Origin of the sequence: Sphingomonas koreensis, assembly GCF_002797435.1 — a bacterium.
GTDB lineage: Bacteria > Pseudomonadota > Alphaproteobacteria > Sphingomonadales > Sphingomonadaceae > Sphingomonas > Sphingomonas koreensis.
Genome location: NZ_PGEN01000001.1, coordinates 3,935,531 through 3,950,623 on the forward strand (window position 1 = coordinate 3,935,531; position 15,093 = coordinate 3,950,623).

Genomic DNA, 15,093 nt, shown 5'->3' on the forward strand with positions numbered 1-15,093 from the left:
ATTTCCATGACCTGGCACCTGATCCGCCTCGATCTCGCGCGCGCCGCTGCTTACCCGGATGGGTCGCACGAGCATTGCTATCTGCTACGCCTCCCGCTCGATGACGCGGGCCTGATCGACCAGGCAGCGCTTCACGCCGCGCCGGAGCAGGCAACGGTCTTGCGATCGCGGCCCGACCAGCCCGAGCGCACCGGACATGTGGGTCGCGCGGGTGCGGGCTGGGTGTTTTCATATGAGCCGGGCGAGGGCGATGACGAAGCGCTGTTTCATCTGGAAACGCATCCGCTGCGCGAAGGTGACTTCCTGACCTTGACCGAGGCGTCGGGCGAGACGCTGTGCTTCGAGGTGATTTCCTCACGTGCCCTGGCCGATGCCTGACCGCCCATGTGATGGGCAGGCGTTCTGGAGCGAGCCGCGTGCGGCGTGCCACCAACCCGCAAATTGAGAGTTCATGAGAGACGCGAGCCTTGCATTGGACACAGTAGCGTTCGCGCGATCAACCAAAGCGCGAATGGCAGCTTTCGCATGGGTGCAGAGATGAGCGGACATGCAGCTACAGGCCCAATTGCCGCCATTCGACACTCGGCGTCTGTCTTACGACTTGTCTCACTATTTTGGGTTGAGACATGCGGGCGAAATCACCGAGAAAATATACCGCATTCTTCAAGGGTTTTCAGCTCTAGTGGGCAATCCCAAGCGGTAGGGATTCGGTTTTTGGTACCGCCATGCGCTGGTTCGAATCCAGCCGCCCAGCCAGCATGCGACGCCTCGTCGCGCTTGTCAGCGGTGCCCCGCTCAGGCCGGTTGCAGTCGTATCGCACGTGGCTCTGCCGGAGGCAGACCGCCGGTCTCCGCCTGCGTCATCAATTCCTGTTTGCGGGCGAGCAGCGCATCGCGCAGCGCGACCAGGTCGACGTCGGTCTTGCGGCACTGAGCGAACATGCCTTCGGAAGGCATCTCCTCCTCATGGACATGGTGCTTGATCTCTTCGGAGAGCACCATGACCTTCGCATCGTAGAAATCGTCGCCCGGCTCGGCCGCCGCAATGTCGTTGACCAGGACCTTCGCGCCATCATGCTCGACATAGGCCTCGTCGAGCAGGTCGTCGTCGATCTTGCCACGGAACGCCGGATAGAAGATCTCTTCCTCGATCATCGTGTGGATCTTGAGCTCGAGGCAGATCTGCTGCGCGAGCTTGCGTTTCGCTGCGGCGCCGCCGGCCTTTTCGAATTGCTCGAACAGGTCCTCGACCTTGCGATGGTCGGCCTTCAGCACTGCGATCGCGTCGGTATAGGATTGCTCTGCCATGGGTCTCTCCGTGCATAGTGACACTGCACAGCAAAGCCCGACTTCGTGTGGAGTTCCACGCAGCGAAGCAAGAATGGCCGTGCTCTAACCCATGTTATGCTATTGAGATCGTAGGGGTCTCACCCTGCCCAGCAGGCTTTGGTGGCGTGTCGTGAATCTGAGGCGACGCCAGCAGTTCCGCCAAGAAATCTGCTTACGCTGGATCAGCGTCCAAGGAGGATATGACCGGCTGGAGGAGAAGATCGACGCGCTGATCCGGCTCAAGGCCGGCGACGAAGCCGACGCCATCATCGCCGATATCGACCACCGTTTCCTGCGCACGCACGGCCATGCGCAGCCGCATTGACGCGATAACGAGGATGCGCAGTCAGCGCCTTGAACACCAACCTGGTTTAGGGAAGCCCGCTCGAATCCCTGTAGGATGGCGCAAATCGGGTGGGGTCAGGAGAGAAGCCATGAACGACTCTAACCTCAACTATCTACGAGCGCGCGCGCGTCACGAACGCACCGTCGCGCTCGCCAGCGAAGACAATTGCGTAGCGCTGGTGCATCTGCGGATGGCGGATGAGTATGAGCGCCGCGCTCAGATGCTCAAGGATGCGGTATCGCCGGCCCATGCCGAGCCCACCGGGCTGTAAGGCCCGATGTCAGGTGCGACCGCGCTTGCGGCGAGCGTCCCATCCTCTCTTGGCAGCGGCAGAGCAGTCCGCGGATATTTCCGGTTCGATCGCAGTCATAGATGAGGGCGGCAGGGGCATGACCCAACTTCGCTTTGATCAGACCGAACTGAACCGAGCGGGAGGCAGCGGCGCCTGACCTGATGGCGCGACCGCCAATTGCTTTTCGCCTGCTTGGGCATCGGCTTCTTTCAGCGCGACTAACCTCGGTAAGTGCATGAGGTTAAATCTTTATCGATGGGTACTGCAATTCAGGAGACTGGAATGCAGCCACCCTTTCACAGGCTTGCGGAATTCGTGAGCCTGACGTCGCAGGATATGGACGTCATGAACGGATGGCTTGCCGGATACCGCAAGGTTTCCCGTTTGCGGACGCTGCGGCGGGAAGGTGATCCCGTGACTGGCGTGTATTTTCTGCTCGAGGGATGGGTGTGCTCGTCCCTGATGTTGCGCAATGGGCGGCGGCAGATCGCGAAAGTACATCTGCCCGGCGACATGCTCGGCATACCGAGCCTCGTGCTGCCGACCGCGGGCGAAACGCTCGAAGCCGTTACAGACATCAAGGTCTCGCTCATTCCCGCCGCCGCGATCGGAGAGCTGTTCGAGCATCGTCCGCGCCTTGCCATCGGCCTGTTCCTGAACGCCCAGATGGAGCATGTCGCCTTGACCCAGAAACTTTCCTGGGTGGGCGCGGGTAATGCGATGGAGCGGATGTCCGCCTTTTTGCTCGATCTGTTTGCCCGGCTCGATGCTGGGCGGCTGACGGAGGGCGGGCGCTTCGATTTCCCGCTCACGCAGCCGCAATTGGGCGAGTTGCTCGGGCTTACCGCGGTGCACGTCAATCGCACATTGAAGCGGCTCGACCAGACCGGTTTCATCGTCAGGGGGAGGGGGTGGCTCAGGATCGCGGATCTCGCCGGCCTGCAATCGCTCGCCCCCAATCTTCCGCCACGCTTTTCGGGTCCCGCCGCCTGGTCGCGCCTAGGCGGCCAACCCGCTGCGCAGATCCTCACCTGGCCGTGATAGGCCGGCGACTTCGCGCCGAACAGCAGATGATTGAACGCATCCACTTGAATACATTTGAATATGCAGGCGTTAGGAAGGGCTTCTACGAGGAGATGGGCTGGGCATGGTTGAGGGGAACGCCGACATTTTTCCCGGCAAGGGAGAGATGGCGCGCATCATGCGCGAGCATCGCTGGGAGGACACGCCGCTGGGCGACGCCAGCGGGTGGCCCGACGCGCTCAAGATCCCGCTGCGGATGCTACTGACGACCCGCTTCGAAATGTGGCTCGGCTGGGGGCCGGATCTGCGCTTCTTCTACAACGACGCCTATATCCCGACGCTCGGCATCAAGCATCCGGCGATGCTCGGCCGGCCATTCCGCGAGGTATGGGCAGAAGTCTATGACGAGGTTGCCGATCAGGTCGAACGCGTTCGGGCGGGCGAGGCGACTTGGAACAAGGCGCTGTGCCTTCTGCTCGAGCGCAGCGGGTTTCCCGAAGAGACTTATCACAGCTTCTCCTACAGTCCGCTTCACCAGGCCGACGGGAGCGTCGGCGGTCTGCTTTGCGTGGTCAATGAGGAGACCGCGCGGATCATCGGCGAGCGGCGTCTCGAAACCATGCGTCAACTCGGGCTCGCACTAGCCGGCACCATCGATCATGATGCGGTTCGGGCTGCGGTGCACGGTGCCTTTGCCGCCAATCGACGCGATTTTCCGTTCATCGCTTTGCGCATTGCTGACGGCGCGTCCGCTGAGGATGACGAGTTGCTGTTCGAGCCCGCTGCCCCGAGCTTGCCCGCGCAGTTGACTGAGGCCGGGCAGATCGTTGCCCTTTCGCCGGACATGGCCTGGCCTGCCGGCGACTGGGACCGGCCGCCTCGAGAGGCGATCGCGATTGCAATCCCCGGTATCGCCGGTGGGGCCGACGCCGGCGCGCTTTTGCTGGGGCTCAATCCTTATCGCGGGGATGATACGGAAGTCCTGGATGTCGCGCGGCTGATCGCCGGGCAGATCGGCGGTGCGCTCGCCAGTATCGCCGCCCTCCAGGCCGAGCGGCGGCGCGGTGACCGGATGTGGAGCATCTCGCGCGACCTGATGGTCGCGGTCGACGCGAGCGGCGTATTCCGCCTGGTTAGCCCCTCCTGGACGCGCATCCTGGGGCATCCGGTCGAAGCCGTGATCGGGCATCCTTTCACAGAGTTCATGCATCCCGACGATGTCGCAGCGAGCAACAAGGCGCTCGCGAACGCGTTCGGCGCGCGTGAGCTGACGAACTACGAGAACCGCTTACTGGCCACGGACGGCAGCTATCATCGCATCGAATGGCATACGACCCTCGAGGACGGGCTGGTCTATGCCTATGGGCGCGATGTGACCGAGCGCAGGTTGGTCGAGGATAAGCTGAGCGACAGCGAGGAGCAGTTCCGTCATCTGGTCCAAGGCGTCACCGACTATGCTATCTACATGGTCGATCTGGACGGCCGCGTCTCGAGCTGGAACGAGGGCGCGCGCCGGATCAAGGGCTATGAGCCGGGCGATATCATCGGCAAGCACTTCTCGCGCTTCTATACAGAGGAGGATCGCGAGGCCGGGGAGCCGTCTCGTGCGTTGGAGACCGCGCGGAGCGAAGGGCGTTTCATTGCCGAGGGCTGGCGGGTCCGCAAGAATGGAGAGCGCTTTCGTGCCAGTGTGGTGATCGATGCGATCCGCGACGACGAAGGCCGGCCGATCGGTTTCGCCAAGATCACGCGTGACATCACCGAGCGCGAGCAGACCCAGCGCGAACTCGAGGTGGCGCGCGAGGCCTTGTTCCAGTCGCAGAAGATGGATGCGATCGGGCAGCTGACCGGTGGCGTGGCCCACGACTTCAACAATCTGCTCATGGCGGTGCTGAGCAGCCTGGAGCTCCTGCGCAGGCGCCTGCCCGAGGATCCGCTGTCGCAGCGACTGCTCAATAATGCCGTCGAGGGTGCCCAGCGTGGCGCGACGCTGACCCAACGCATGCTCGCCTTTGCCCGGCGCGAGGACCTCAAGGTCGATCGGGTCGATCTCTCGCAGCTGCTCACCGGCATGAACGACCTCGTCCAGCGTTCGATCGGCCCGGAGTGGCCAATCTCGACCAGCTTCCCGCTCAAGCTGCCCGCGGTACGCGCCGACGCCAACCAGCTGGAGATGGCGCTGCTCAATCTGATCGTGAATGCGCGCGACGCGATGCCTGCCGGGGGGCCGATCCTGATCTCGGCCAGCTGCGAGATGACGAAACAAGGCATGGCCGCCAGCTTGCCGGCAGGCAGCTATGTAAAGCTGGTGGTAAAGGACAAGGGTATGGGCATGGACGCAGAAACGCTGCGGCGCGCGACTGAGCCGTTCTTCACGACCAAGGGTGTGGGTAAGGGCACCGGGCTCGGCTTGCCGATGGTGCACGGCATGGCGCAGCAGATCGGTGGCACATTCGAGCTGCTGAGCGAGATCGGCGAGGGGACGAGGGCGGTGCTGTGGTTGCCGGTGGCGGAGGAGGCTCCGGCCGCGGTTGCAGACTCTGCTCCCGCCAAGGAAGGCCCCCGGCACACCGCCCGCCTCAGCATCCTCGCGGTGGACGATGATGCGCTTGTCCTTATCAACACTGCTGCGCTGCTCGAGGATCTCGGACATGAGGTGATCGAGGCGGATTCGGGTGCTGAAGCGCTCAAGGCGTTTCAGGACCGCGACGATATCGATCTGGTAGTCACCGATCAGGCGATGCCCAATATGACCGGAGTCGATCTGATCGCCGCCATCGACGGCATCCGGCCCGGCACGCCGGTGATCATCGCCAGCGGCTATGGCGAAGGTGTCGAGACGCCGGGCCGCGACACCGTGCGCTTGAGCAAGCCGTTCAACCAGGTTCACCTTGCCGAAGCGATCGCGCGGGCGATGGAGATGGAGCGCGAACGGGGCCAGCATGGGGCAACCTGACTTGCGCCGTCACCTGGCACGCAACACGCCTTATGTCGGCTGGTTTGCGCCACTGCGCTGACTACCAATGCGCGTCATGGCAACTGGGCGCTCAAAGCGGTTCTGGCTCAAGATAAAGATAGGCTGGATCGAACTGTGCAAGATCGCGCAAGCCAGCCTGATCGAGAATATCTACGCGCCCGTTGCGGAACACGGCCAGCTCGCGCTCGCGCAATGTCTTGAGAACCCGGTTAACATGAACCGGTGTGAGGCCCAGGCAATCGCCCAGATCGGTCTGGGTCAACGGGAAGTCGAAGCTGCCCTCGCGCGTCAGGCCGACGATCTCAAGGCGCAGCGCCATTTCGCAGAACAGCGTCGCGATGCGCTCGAGCGCCGGCGCTTGCGCGATAGACGTCACCCAGTGCCGATGGTTGGCGGCATCAAGGCTCGTGTGGAACCAGTAGATCCGCGCAAGGCGGGGAAAGGCTTCGAACATCGCCTGAAGGCGATGGTGCGGTACGAATGCCAGCTGGCATGAATTGAGCGTCTCGATGTCGTGATCGAGGCGCTTGAGCGTGTAGCTGTGCAGGTCGATGAAGTCGCCCGAGACATGGAGCTCCGCCATGTGCCGTTTACCATTGGGAAGCTGCTTGGCGCGGCACATGAAGCCGCTGAGCAGGAGCGTGCTGCGGTCGATGACCTCGCCTTCCCGGATCACGGTGGAGCGCGGCGGGAAGATGCGAACCTCATCGGGCAGGGCACGGATCGCCGCGATCTCGTCGGCATTGAGGACATGGCGCTGCGAGACGCGGGTAAGGTGACGTGCGAGGTCGATCATCGCGCCGAGCTTACCCACCATGGACGTTGGGCGATACGATTATCAGCCTGTTACTGGCTTAGCAGGCCCAGTCCTTGATCTGGATCAGCATAATTCTTCAGTTTCCTACGCAACACGCTGGAAACTCAGCCGTTATTTGCGAGGTCGCGGAAGGAGAGCGTGATGACTACCCCATCCGATTTGTCGATGCCGCGCGACGATCCCGGCATCGCCACGGCCGAGCAGGGCTTTGTGCTGCTCGACGGGCCCAATGGCATTGCCATGACGATGACCCCGCACGCTGCCGACGTGACCGGCCGGAACCTCATCGAAGCCGCGCAGACTGCCTGGTGCCAGCGTGGAAAGGATCCCGACCTGGAGGGCAAGGCAGCTGCGGAGCCGCCCGGCGGTATCGACTGATCTGGGTTGGTGCCAAGCCTTCGGCACTGGCCATTCCCGATCCGGCGTTGAGGAGGAACGATGTCGCGTCGCTCATTGGCTGTCTGCAGGCGCTCGTGAACGACCGGCATGAACGTCGATCAGGCGGTGCTCTGGCCATCGACGGGACGTGCTTGACAGCGCAGCGCCGTCCCAGCCAACTGCCGCGCAATGCAATCCCGTTCGAGATCCGAAGCCGCGCGTTCGGGCGCAGGCAAGCCTGCACAGCCGACGATGGACGACGTTGCTGCACTTGCCGGTGTCGCACGATCGACGGTCTCGCGGGTGTTGAGCCAGCACGCCCATGTCCGCGCGGAAGTGCGCGACCGGGTCATGCGCGCGATCGATGTGCTCAACTATCGGGTCAATCCGCAGGCGCGCGGCCTCGCCAGTAAGGTCGGCAAGACGCTGGTGCTGGTGCATTGCACCGCGCCCGATGCGGACCCCAATTCCTACTATGATTCCGCGCTCGAGCTCGGCGCGCTGCGCGCCGCTACGGCGGCGGGGTTCGAATTGTCCACCCTCAGCCTGTTCACCAACGACCCGCGCGGCGCCGACAGGCTGGTCGCCTTGCTGACGTCCGGGCGTTGCGCAGGCGCGATCCTGACGCCCCCCATGTCGGACGACGCTGCGCTCGCGCGTCGCCTTGTCGAATTGGGCTGCCCGGTGGTCTGCATCGCGCCCGGAGAGGAGGTGCGAGGCATCCTCTCCGGCGTCGGTCTCGATGAGGAGGCCGCAGGACACGAGATGGGCGCCTATGTGATCTCGCTCGGCCATCGCCGTTTCGGCTACCTGCTCGGTATCGAGGGCCATCGGTCCGCGGGGGAGCGCTATGCCGGTTTCCTGCGGGCATTGCGCGAGGCTGGCCTGCCCCGGAGCGCCGTCACCGCGGTGCGCGGCGACTTCACTTTTCGCAGCGGCGTGATTTGCACCCAACAGCTGCTCGATACCGGCGAACCGCCCAGCGCGATCGTCTGCGCGAACGACGACATGGCGGTCGGAGCGCTGCTGGCAGCGCACCGGATGAACCTCGCTCTGCCTGCCGACCTGTCGGTCGTCGGCTTCGACGACGCGCCGATTTCGGCCCATACTTGGCCGCCGCTGACCACTGTCCATCAGCCCGTCCGCGCGATCGCGACGTGCGCGGTCGAGCTTCTGATCGACATCGCGACACGCGGCCCGGCCCCGATGGCCGCGTTCGAAGCGGTTGAACATCGCCTCGTCATACGCGAATCGGCCGCCGCTCCGCATTCAGAGCACCGCTAGACTCCATCTGCCATCTGCCCGCGGCCATCATTGCATGTGAGATTCCGTGTCTCTGGAAGCGCTTCCATATAGCCGCTGCCAGAGGCCTTTGATGAGCACAGATTGACGAGTGCCAGCTTCAGCGATAGAGAAACTGGAAGCGCTTCCAATCGGTGGTGTTCCAAGGATGCAGGACAGGTAGTCCGCACGTAGAATGAAGGGGAGGAGTTCGAGATGGGGCAGGCGCCTGGGGCAGGTTGCGTCACTTCAGCATTGTGGAAGCTCGGCCTGACGGCATCGTCGCTGGCGCTGATCGCGGGCGTGCCGTCGATCGCCGTCGCACAGGAGGCCGCAGCGCAGGATGATCCGGTTCAACCCGAGGCGGAGGTGGTCGTCACCGGCCTGCGCGCCGGGCTTGAAAGCTCGATCAACACCAAGCGGAACGAAACCTCGATCGTCGAGGCGGTCTCGGCCGAGGATATCGGCAAGCTGCCCGACACCTCGATCGCCGAGTCGATTGCGCGTCTGCCCGGCCTTGCCGCCCAGCGCGTCAACGGCCGCGCGCAGGTCATCTCCATCCGCGGCCTGGCGCCGGATTTCACCACCACGCTGCTCAACGGCCGCCCGCAGGCGAGTTCGGGCGACAACCGTGCCGTCGAGTTCGACCAATATCCCTCCGAGCTGCTGTCGAGCGTCGTCATCTACAAGACGCCCGATGCGGGCATCTCGGGCATGGGCCTGTCGGGCACCGCGGACTTGCGCACCGTTCGACCGCTCGCCTTCGGCAAGCAGGCGATCGCGCTCAACATCCGCGGCGAGCTTACCGAGGGCAAGCGGCTGAACGCCGATGTCCGCAACTGGGGCGGCCGCATAAGCGCCAGCTATATCGACCAGTTCGCCAACGATACGATCGGCATCGCGATCGGCTATGCGCATCTCGATTCGCCGTCCAAGAACATGCACTACAAGGCCTATGGCTACGAGGCGTTCGGCTTTGCGGTGACGCCCGACAGCGCTGACAAGGCGCTGCTGCTCAACGGCCAGGAGGTCTTCGCCACCTCGCGCCTCAACCGGCGCGACGCCTGGATCGGCATCCTCGAATGGCAGCCGGGCGAGACCGTGCACGTGACCGCCGATCTCTATTATTCGAAGTTCCGGCAGGAAGAGACGATGCGCGGCGCGCAATGGTTCTCGAACGGCTGGGCCGACAATGCGACCTTCACCAACGTCCAGACGGAGGACCGCGGCGGATCGCTGTTCGGCGTCAGCGGCAGGGTCAACAATGTCGCGCCGATCATCCGCAACGACCGCAACACGCGCAACGACGAACTGTTCTCCGCCGGCCTCAACGGCGAGTTCAAGATGGACGACCGGACGACGTTCGAGGCGGATCTGTCCTATTCGACCAACAAGCGCCGCGAGCAGATCCTGGAAACCTATGCGGGCTATGGCCGGGGCACCGGCTTCGTCTCGGGCGCGACGCCGAATGTCGGGCGCACGATGGACTCGATCGATTTCAACGTGCCCGACAATGGCTATCCGACCTATCGTGCGGGGCTGAATTATGCCGATGCGGCGCAGGTCTCGCTCGGCGACCGTGCGCCCTGGGGCGGCTGGGCGCATGACGGTTCGATCCGCTTCCCCGATGTCAAGGAAAGCATCTATGCGATCGACCTTGGCATCGAGCACAGGGTGGGCGGCTTCATCGACAAGCTGACCGCCGGCATCAATTTCACGCGTCGCGAAAAGAGCAAGCGCGTCGATGATTTCGACCTGTTCCTCAAGAATGGCCGCCAGCAGGTCTATGTCGATCCCCAGTATCTGGAGAAGCCGACCTCGCTCGGCTATACCGGCTTCGGCGACGTCCTCGCGATCGACCTGGAACGGGCGCTCGACGTCTACTGGAATCGCGCGCCGATCCTAGACGCCAATTATTTCGACAAGAATTGGGATATCGAGGAAGAGCTGCTCACCGGCTTCGTCAAGGCCGACTTCAAAGCCGGGCCGGTGCGCGGCAATATCGGCGTCCAGTTCGTCCAGCAGCGGCAGAAATCGACCGGTATGGTGATCAACGGGCTTGAGCCCGGTCAGCCGATCGTGCCGACGACGCGCACCGCGGGCGCCGAGTATCTCGATATCCTGCCCAGCGCGAACATCATCTGGGAACTCGGCGGGGGGCACCGGCTGCGCTTTGCGGCGTCCAAGACCATGGCGCGCCCGCGCATGGACGAGATGCGCGCGAACGTCACGCCCAGCTTCAACGCGATGCAATGTTCGAGCGGTCCGGGCTGCGCGCCGGGGCAGACGGTCAATCCTTGGTCGGCCACGGGCGGCAACCCCAACCTCAAGCCGTGGCGGGCCACGGCGTTCGACGTGGCGTATGAATGGTATATCAATCGGACGACCTATTTCTCGGTCGCCGGGTTCTACAAGGATCTCGATACCTATATCTATCAGCGAACCGATAAGTTCGATTTCAGCGGCATTCCGGTTCCCGTCATCGGCCAGACCGCCTATGCCAATCAGGTGATCAGTCCGATCGGACAGATCACGCTGCCCGCCAACGGCAATGGCGGCATCATCAAGGGAGTCGAAATCAGCGGCGCGCTGGATTTCGGCACGATCGTCCGGCCGCTCGCCGGGCTCGGCGTGATCGGCAGCCTCTCGCTGACCGACTCCGACCTCAACCCCGCCGACAATGGTCAGGACGTGCGGATCCCGGGCCTGTCGGGCACGATCTACAATATCACCGGCTATTATGAGAGCGGCGGCTTCCAGGCGCGCGCCAGCTATCGCTACCGGTCGAAGTTCAAGGGCGAGGTGGTGCAGCTGTTCGCGACGCGCGGCTTTACCGAAATTCTCGCCGACCGGCAGGTCGATGCGCAGATCGGCTATACGTTCGAGCGCGGGCCGCTCCAAGGGCTCGGCGTGCTGTTCCAGGTGAACAACGTGACGGACTCGCCCTATCGTACGCGGCTCGGCCTCGATGGCGGCGGCACGACGACTGCCGATGGCGGTACGCTGCTCGAGACTTACGAGAAGTACGGCCGGCAGTTCCTTCTGGGGTTCAACTACCGGTTCTGATCCTCTCCCCGGACAATCGCTTCCCCGGGGCATTGCGGGAGGGCATGCGAGTGCCTTCCCGCCCCTTTTTCGACGGTGCCGGGCTGATCCGGCCTAGCCAAGAGTGCCTGCAATGATGCGTAGCCTGACTGGTCTTGCCTTGCTCCTCCCGATCCTTGTCGGGTCCACGGCCGCGCAGGACGCGCGGCGCAGTACGTCATGGCGGGGGGACGACTGGCCTGTGCAGACTTCGCCGATTCTGCGCGATGACGCGATGGAGGCGAGGATCGCCGGGATCGTGGCAGCGATGACGCTCGAGCAGAAGATCGGGCAGATGACCCAGCCGGATATCCGCTACGTCACGCCCGATGAGGTGCGGACCCACTATATCGGCTCGGTCCTGAACGGCGGCGGCGCATGGCCGGGAATGCGGAAGGACGCTGCGCTGGCCGACTGGACTGCCTTGTCCGACGCCTATTACCGCGCGTCGATGTCCACCGACATGAAGGTGCAAGTGCCGGTGATCTGGGGCACCGACGCGGTACATGGACATGGGAATGTCGCCGGCGCGACGCTGTTTCCGCACAATATCGGCCTCGGCGCGGCGCGCGATCCCGGCCTGGTCGAGCGGATCGGCCGCGCGACCGCGAAGCAGGTTCGCGCGACCGGCATAAGCTGGGTGTTCGCGCCTACGCTCGCGGTCGGCGAGAATCGCCGCTGGGGCCGGACCTATGAAAGCTATTCGAGCGATCCGGCGATCGTTGCCAGCTATGGCGCGGCCATGGTGCGGGGGCTGCAGGGCGGCCTCAAGGGCGACGGCGACGTGGTCGCGACCGCGAAACACTATCTGGGCGATGGCGGCACCTTCCAGGGCGTCGATCAGGGCGAGAACCGCGCGAGCCGCAAGCACATGATCCAGGTCCAGGCTGCGGGCTATTATCCTGCGCTCGATGCCGGCGTGCAGACGGTGATGGCGACCTACAACAGCTGGAAGGATGTCGCTGCCAGCAAGGATTACGGAAAGATTCATGGCAACCGCGAGCTGCTGACGGACGTGCTCAAGGGGCGGCTGGGCTTTGACGGTTTCGTCGTTTCCGACTGGAACGGCATCGAGCAGGTGCCCGGTTGCAGCAAGGCGCATTGCCCGCAGGCGATCAATGCCGGGATCGACATGGTGATGGTACCGGAGGACTGGAAGGCGTTCATCGCGAACACCGTCGCCGATGTGCGCGAAGGCCGCATCGCAATGGCGCGGATCGATGACGCGGTGACCCGCATCCTGCGCGTCAAGCTCCGCTCAGGACTGTTCGAGCGCAATCCGGCTGCAACCGCCTGGGCGGCGCGGCCCGAGGCGCTCGACGATCGCGCGCTGGCACGCGAGGCGGTGCGCAAGTCGGTCGTGCTGCTCAAGAACGGCGGTGCGCTGCCCCTGGCGCCGGACAAGCGCGTACTGGTGGTGGGCGCAAGCGCGGACAGCCTTTCCAACCAGACCGGCGGGTGGTCGCTCACCTGGCAGGGAACCGAGAACGGCAATGCCGATTTCCGCGGTGGCACGACGCTGCTCGCCGCGTTGCGCAAGGCGCTCGGCGAGGCCAACGTCACCTATTCGCCCGACGGGAGCAACGTCGATGTGACGCGGTTCGATCGCGTTGTCGCGGTGATCGGCGAGACGCCCTATGCCGAATATCACGGCGACGTCCGCTTCCCCAGGCCGGTGGCGCACAGCCAGCTGCGCCCGTCCGACCGCGCGGTGATCGACGCGGTTGCGGGGAAGGGCGTGCCGGTCGTGACAATCCTCTATTCGGGGCGCCCGGCCTATGCGAACGACCTGATCAACCGCTCCGATGCGTTCGTGGCGGCGTTCCTTCCGGGGACCGAGGCGGATGGCCTGGCAGACGTGCTGCTGAAGCGCGGGCATGACTTTACCGGGCGGCTGTCCTTCGCCTGGCCAGGCTCGGCGTGCTCGACCGGCGAGGCGCCAGGAGACATCGTGCAGTTTCCGCGCGGCTATGGGCTGAGCTATGGCAAGGCGAAGCGGACCGTTCGGCTTCCCGAGCCGGCGGTGCCCGCCGCATGCCGATGACGTTCCCGGGGGGAACATGAAGCAGATCAAGCGCATACTGATCGTCGGCGGCGGATCGGCGGGGTGGATGACCGCCGCGCTGCTCGCGCGCCTGTTCGAGGGGCTTTACGAAATCACCCTCGTCGAGTCCGAGGAGATCGGCACCATCGGCGTGGGCGAGGCGACGATCCCCGCGATCAAGAAGTACAACGAACTCCTGGCGCTCGACGAAGACGATTTCATGCGCCGTACGCAGGGCAGTTTCAAACTGGGTATCCAGTTCGTCGACTGGTGGCGCAACGGCGAGAGCTATATCCACGGCTTCGGCCTGATCGGCCAGGACCTCGGCTGGCTGCGCTGCCACCATTACTGGCTCAAGATGCGTGGGCAGGGCCGCGCATCGGACTTCTCAAATTATTCGATCAACACCGCCGCCGCGCTCGCGGACAAGTTCATGCGCGCCGATCCGCGGATGACTGAATCGCCGATCGGGCATATTGCGCACGCGTTCCACTTCGACGCTGGCCTCTATGCCCGATACCTGCGCGACTACGCCGAGGCGCGCGGCGTCCGGCGGCGCGAGGGCAAGGTGATGGACGTAACGCTGCGGGGCGATGACGGGTTCGTGGAATCCGTGACGATGGCCGACGGCGAAGTGATCGCCGCTGATTTCTTCGTCGATTGCTCGGGCTTCCGCGGACTGATCATCGAACAGGCGATGCAGACCGGCTATGAGACCTGGACGCACTGGCTGCCCTGCGACCGCGCGATCGCGGTGCCCTGCGCGCGGATCGAGCCGTTCACTCCCTATACGCGGGCGACGGCGCGCACTGCGGGCTGGCAGTGGCGCATCCCGCTCCAGCACCGCACCGGCAACGGTCATGTCTATTCGAGCCAGTATATCGACGATGCCGAGGCCGAGCGTCAGCTTCTCGACAATCTCGACGGCGCGCAACTCGCCGAGCCCAACCGCATCCGCTTCACCACCGGCAAGCGCAAGCAGATCTGGAACCGCAACTGCGTCGCGATCGGGCTCGCCTCGGGCTTTCTCGAGCCGCTCGAATCGACGAGCATCCACCTGATCCAGTCGTCGATCATCCGGATGGTGCGGCTGTTGCCCGATGCCGGCTTCGATCCCGCCGGCATCGCCGAATTCAACCGTCAGACCGACTTCGAGTACGAGCGCATCCGCGACTTCATCATCCTTCACTACAAGGCGACGGAGCGGGACGACACGCCCTTCTGGCGCTATTGCCGTGACATGGACGTCCCCACCACGCTCCAGCGCAAGATCGACCTGTTCGCGGCCAACGGCCGCATCTTCCGCGAGGACGAAGAGCTGTTCGCGGAAGAGAGCTGGATCCAGGTGTTGCTGGGCCAGGGCGTGATGCCGCGCGGCTATGACCCGCTGGTCGATGTCAAGGACGAGGGCGAGATCGCGCAGTATCTGGGCGACATCGAGCGGGTCATCCGCAAGTGCGTCGATGTGATGCCCGACCACGCGGCCTATGTCGCGAGGACCTGCCCGGCACGAGCTTCCTGA

General features: G+C 64.1%; 12 protein-coding genes and 1 tRNA gene. 11 read left to right on the forward strand and 2 right to left on the reverse strand.

Translation table 11 applies throughout. The annotated features are described in order from the left end of the window. Positions 1-6: 6 nt before the first annotated feature. Both BDW16_RS18920 and BDW16_RS18925 read left to right on the forward strand, forming a co-directional pair. Entirely contained in the window at positions 7-378 is a 372-nt protein-coding gene (locus BDW16_RS18920; RefSeq protein ID WP_066574169.1) for a hypothetical protein, read from the forward strand. A gap of 305 nt (positions 379-683) precedes the next feature. Continuing rightward, a tRNA-Gln gene (locus tag BDW16_RS18925) sits at positions 684-756 on the forward strand. Positions 757-795: 39 nt separating this feature from the next. Here BDW16_RS18925 and BDW16_RS18930 read toward each other — a convergent pair. Further along, positions 796-1,308 (reverse strand): hemerythrin domain-containing protein, encoded by a 513-nt coding sequence (locus BDW16_RS18930; protein WP_066574162.1) that lies wholly within the window; start codon positions 1,306-1,308, stop codon positions 796-798. Between the two features lie 151 nt (positions 1,309-1,459). On the opposite strand from BDW16_RS18930, the gene BDW16_RS18935 reads away from it, so the two are divergent. The 4 genes from BDW16_RS18935 (at position 1,460) to BDW16_RS18950 (ending at position 5,946) form a co-directional block, all read left to right on the forward strand. Next, complete coding sequence (locus BDW16_RS18935; protein ID WP_066574160.1) at positions 1,460-1,654, forward strand: hypothetical protein; 195 nt, start codon at positions 1,460-1,462, stop codon at positions 1,652-1,654. A gap of 109 nt (positions 1,655-1,763) precedes the next feature. Continuing rightward, the gene (locus tag BDW16_RS18940; protein ID WP_066574153.1) at positions 1,764-1,946 is read left to right on the forward strand and encodes a hypothetical protein; all 183 of its coding nucleotides are present in this window, start codon (positions 1,764-1,766) and stop codon (positions 1,944-1,946) included. 252 nt (positions 1,947-2,198) lie between these two features. Next, positions 2,199-3,008, forward strand: coding sequence for a Crp/Fnr family transcriptional regulator (locus BDW16_RS18945; protein WP_237241141.1), 810 nt, complete (start codon positions 2,199-2,201; stop codon positions 3,006-3,008). A gap of 106 nt (positions 3,009-3,114) precedes the next feature. Then, positions 3,115-5,946 carry a PAS domain S-box protein gene (locus tag BDW16_RS18950; protein WP_083954176.1) on the forward strand — a complete coding sequence of 944 codons (2,832 nt, stop codon included), beginning with the start codon at positions 3,115-3,117 and terminating at the stop codon, positions 5,944-5,946. A 91-nt stretch (positions 5,947-6,037) separates the two neighbouring features. Here BDW16_RS18950 and BDW16_RS18955 read toward each other — a convergent pair whose 3' ends face one another. Then, positions 6,038-6,781 carry a Crp/Fnr family transcriptional regulator gene (locus tag BDW16_RS18955; RefSeq protein ID WP_241230551.1) on the reverse strand — a complete coding sequence of 248 codons (744 nt, stop codon included), beginning with the start codon at positions 6,779-6,781 and terminating at the stop codon, positions 6,038-6,040. A 144-nt stretch (positions 6,782-6,925) separates the two neighbouring features. Here BDW16_RS18955 and BDW16_RS18960 point away from each other — a divergent pair, with 144 nt between their 5' ends. From BDW16_RS18960 to BDW16_RS18980, 5 genes are all read left to right on the forward strand, one after another. After that, on the forward strand, positions 6,926-7,162 hold the full coding sequence (locus BDW16_RS18960; protein WP_307694168.1) for a hypothetical protein: 237 nt from the start codon (positions 6,926-6,928) through the stop codon (positions 7,160-7,162). Between the two features lie 189 nt (positions 7,163-7,351). Next, complete coding sequence (locus BDW16_RS18965) at positions 7,352-8,446, forward strand: LacI family DNA-binding transcriptional regulator (RefSeq protein ID WP_066574141.1); 1,095 nt, start codon at positions 7,352-7,354, stop codon at positions 8,444-8,446. A 213-nt stretch (positions 8,447-8,659) separates the two neighbouring features. Next, the gene (locus BDW16_RS18970) at positions 8,660-11,509 is read left to right on the forward strand and encodes a TonB-dependent receptor (RefSeq protein WP_066574139.1); all 2,850 of its coding nucleotides are present in this window, start codon (positions 8,660-8,662) and stop codon (positions 11,507-11,509) included. Positions 11,510-11,624: 115 nt separating this feature from the next. Next, a complete protein-coding gene (locus BDW16_RS18975; protein ID WP_100362889.1) occupies positions 11,625-13,571 on the forward strand; it encodes a glycoside hydrolase family 3 protein in 1,947 nt (648 codons plus the stop codon). A gap of 16 nt (positions 13,572-13,587) precedes the next feature. Continuing rightward, a complete protein-coding gene (locus BDW16_RS18980) occupies positions 13,588-15,093 on the forward strand; it encodes a tryptophan halogenase family protein (RefSeq protein ID WP_066574134.1) in 1,506 nt (501 codons plus the stop codon).

What these genes read in the sequence shown, in the direction of transcription:
- BDW16_RS18920 (WP_066574169.1), top strand. Translation starts at nt 7, where the DNA reads ATGACCTGGCACCTGATCCGCCTCGATCTCGCGCGCGCCGCTGCTTAC.
- BDW16_RS18930 (WP_066574162.1), bottom strand. Translation starts at nt 1,308, where the DNA reads ATGGCAGAGCAATCCTATACCGACGCGATCGCAGTGCTGAAGGCCGAC.
- BDW16_RS18940 (WP_066574153.1), top strand. Translation starts at nt 1,764, where the DNA reads ATGAACGACTCTAACCTCAACTATCTACGAGCGCGCGCGCGTCACGAA.
- BDW16_RS18950 (WP_083954176.1), top strand. Translation starts at nt 3,115, where the DNA reads ATGGTTGAGGGGAACGCCGACATTTTTCCCGGCAAGGGAGAGATGGCG.
- BDW16_RS18960 (WP_307694168.1), top strand. Translation starts at nt 6,926, where the DNA reads ATGACTACCCCATCCGATTTGTCGATGCCGCGCGACGATCCCGGCATC.
- BDW16_RS18965 (WP_066574141.1), top strand. Translation starts at nt 7,352, where the DNA reads ATGCAATCCCGTTCGAGATCCGAAGCCGCGCGTTCGGGCGCAGGCAAG.
- BDW16_RS18970 (WP_066574139.1), top strand. Translation starts at nt 8,660, where the DNA reads ATGGGGCAGGCGCCTGGGGCAGGTTGCGTCACTTCAGCATTGTGGAAG.
- BDW16_RS18975 (WP_100362889.1), top strand. Translation starts at nt 11,625, where the DNA reads ATGCGTAGCCTGACTGGTCTTGCCTTGCTCCTCCCGATCCTTGTCGGG.
- BDW16_RS18980 (WP_066574134.1), top strand. Translation starts at nt 13,588, where the DNA reads ATGAAGCAGATCAAGCGCATACTGATCGTCGGCGGCGGATCGGCGGGG.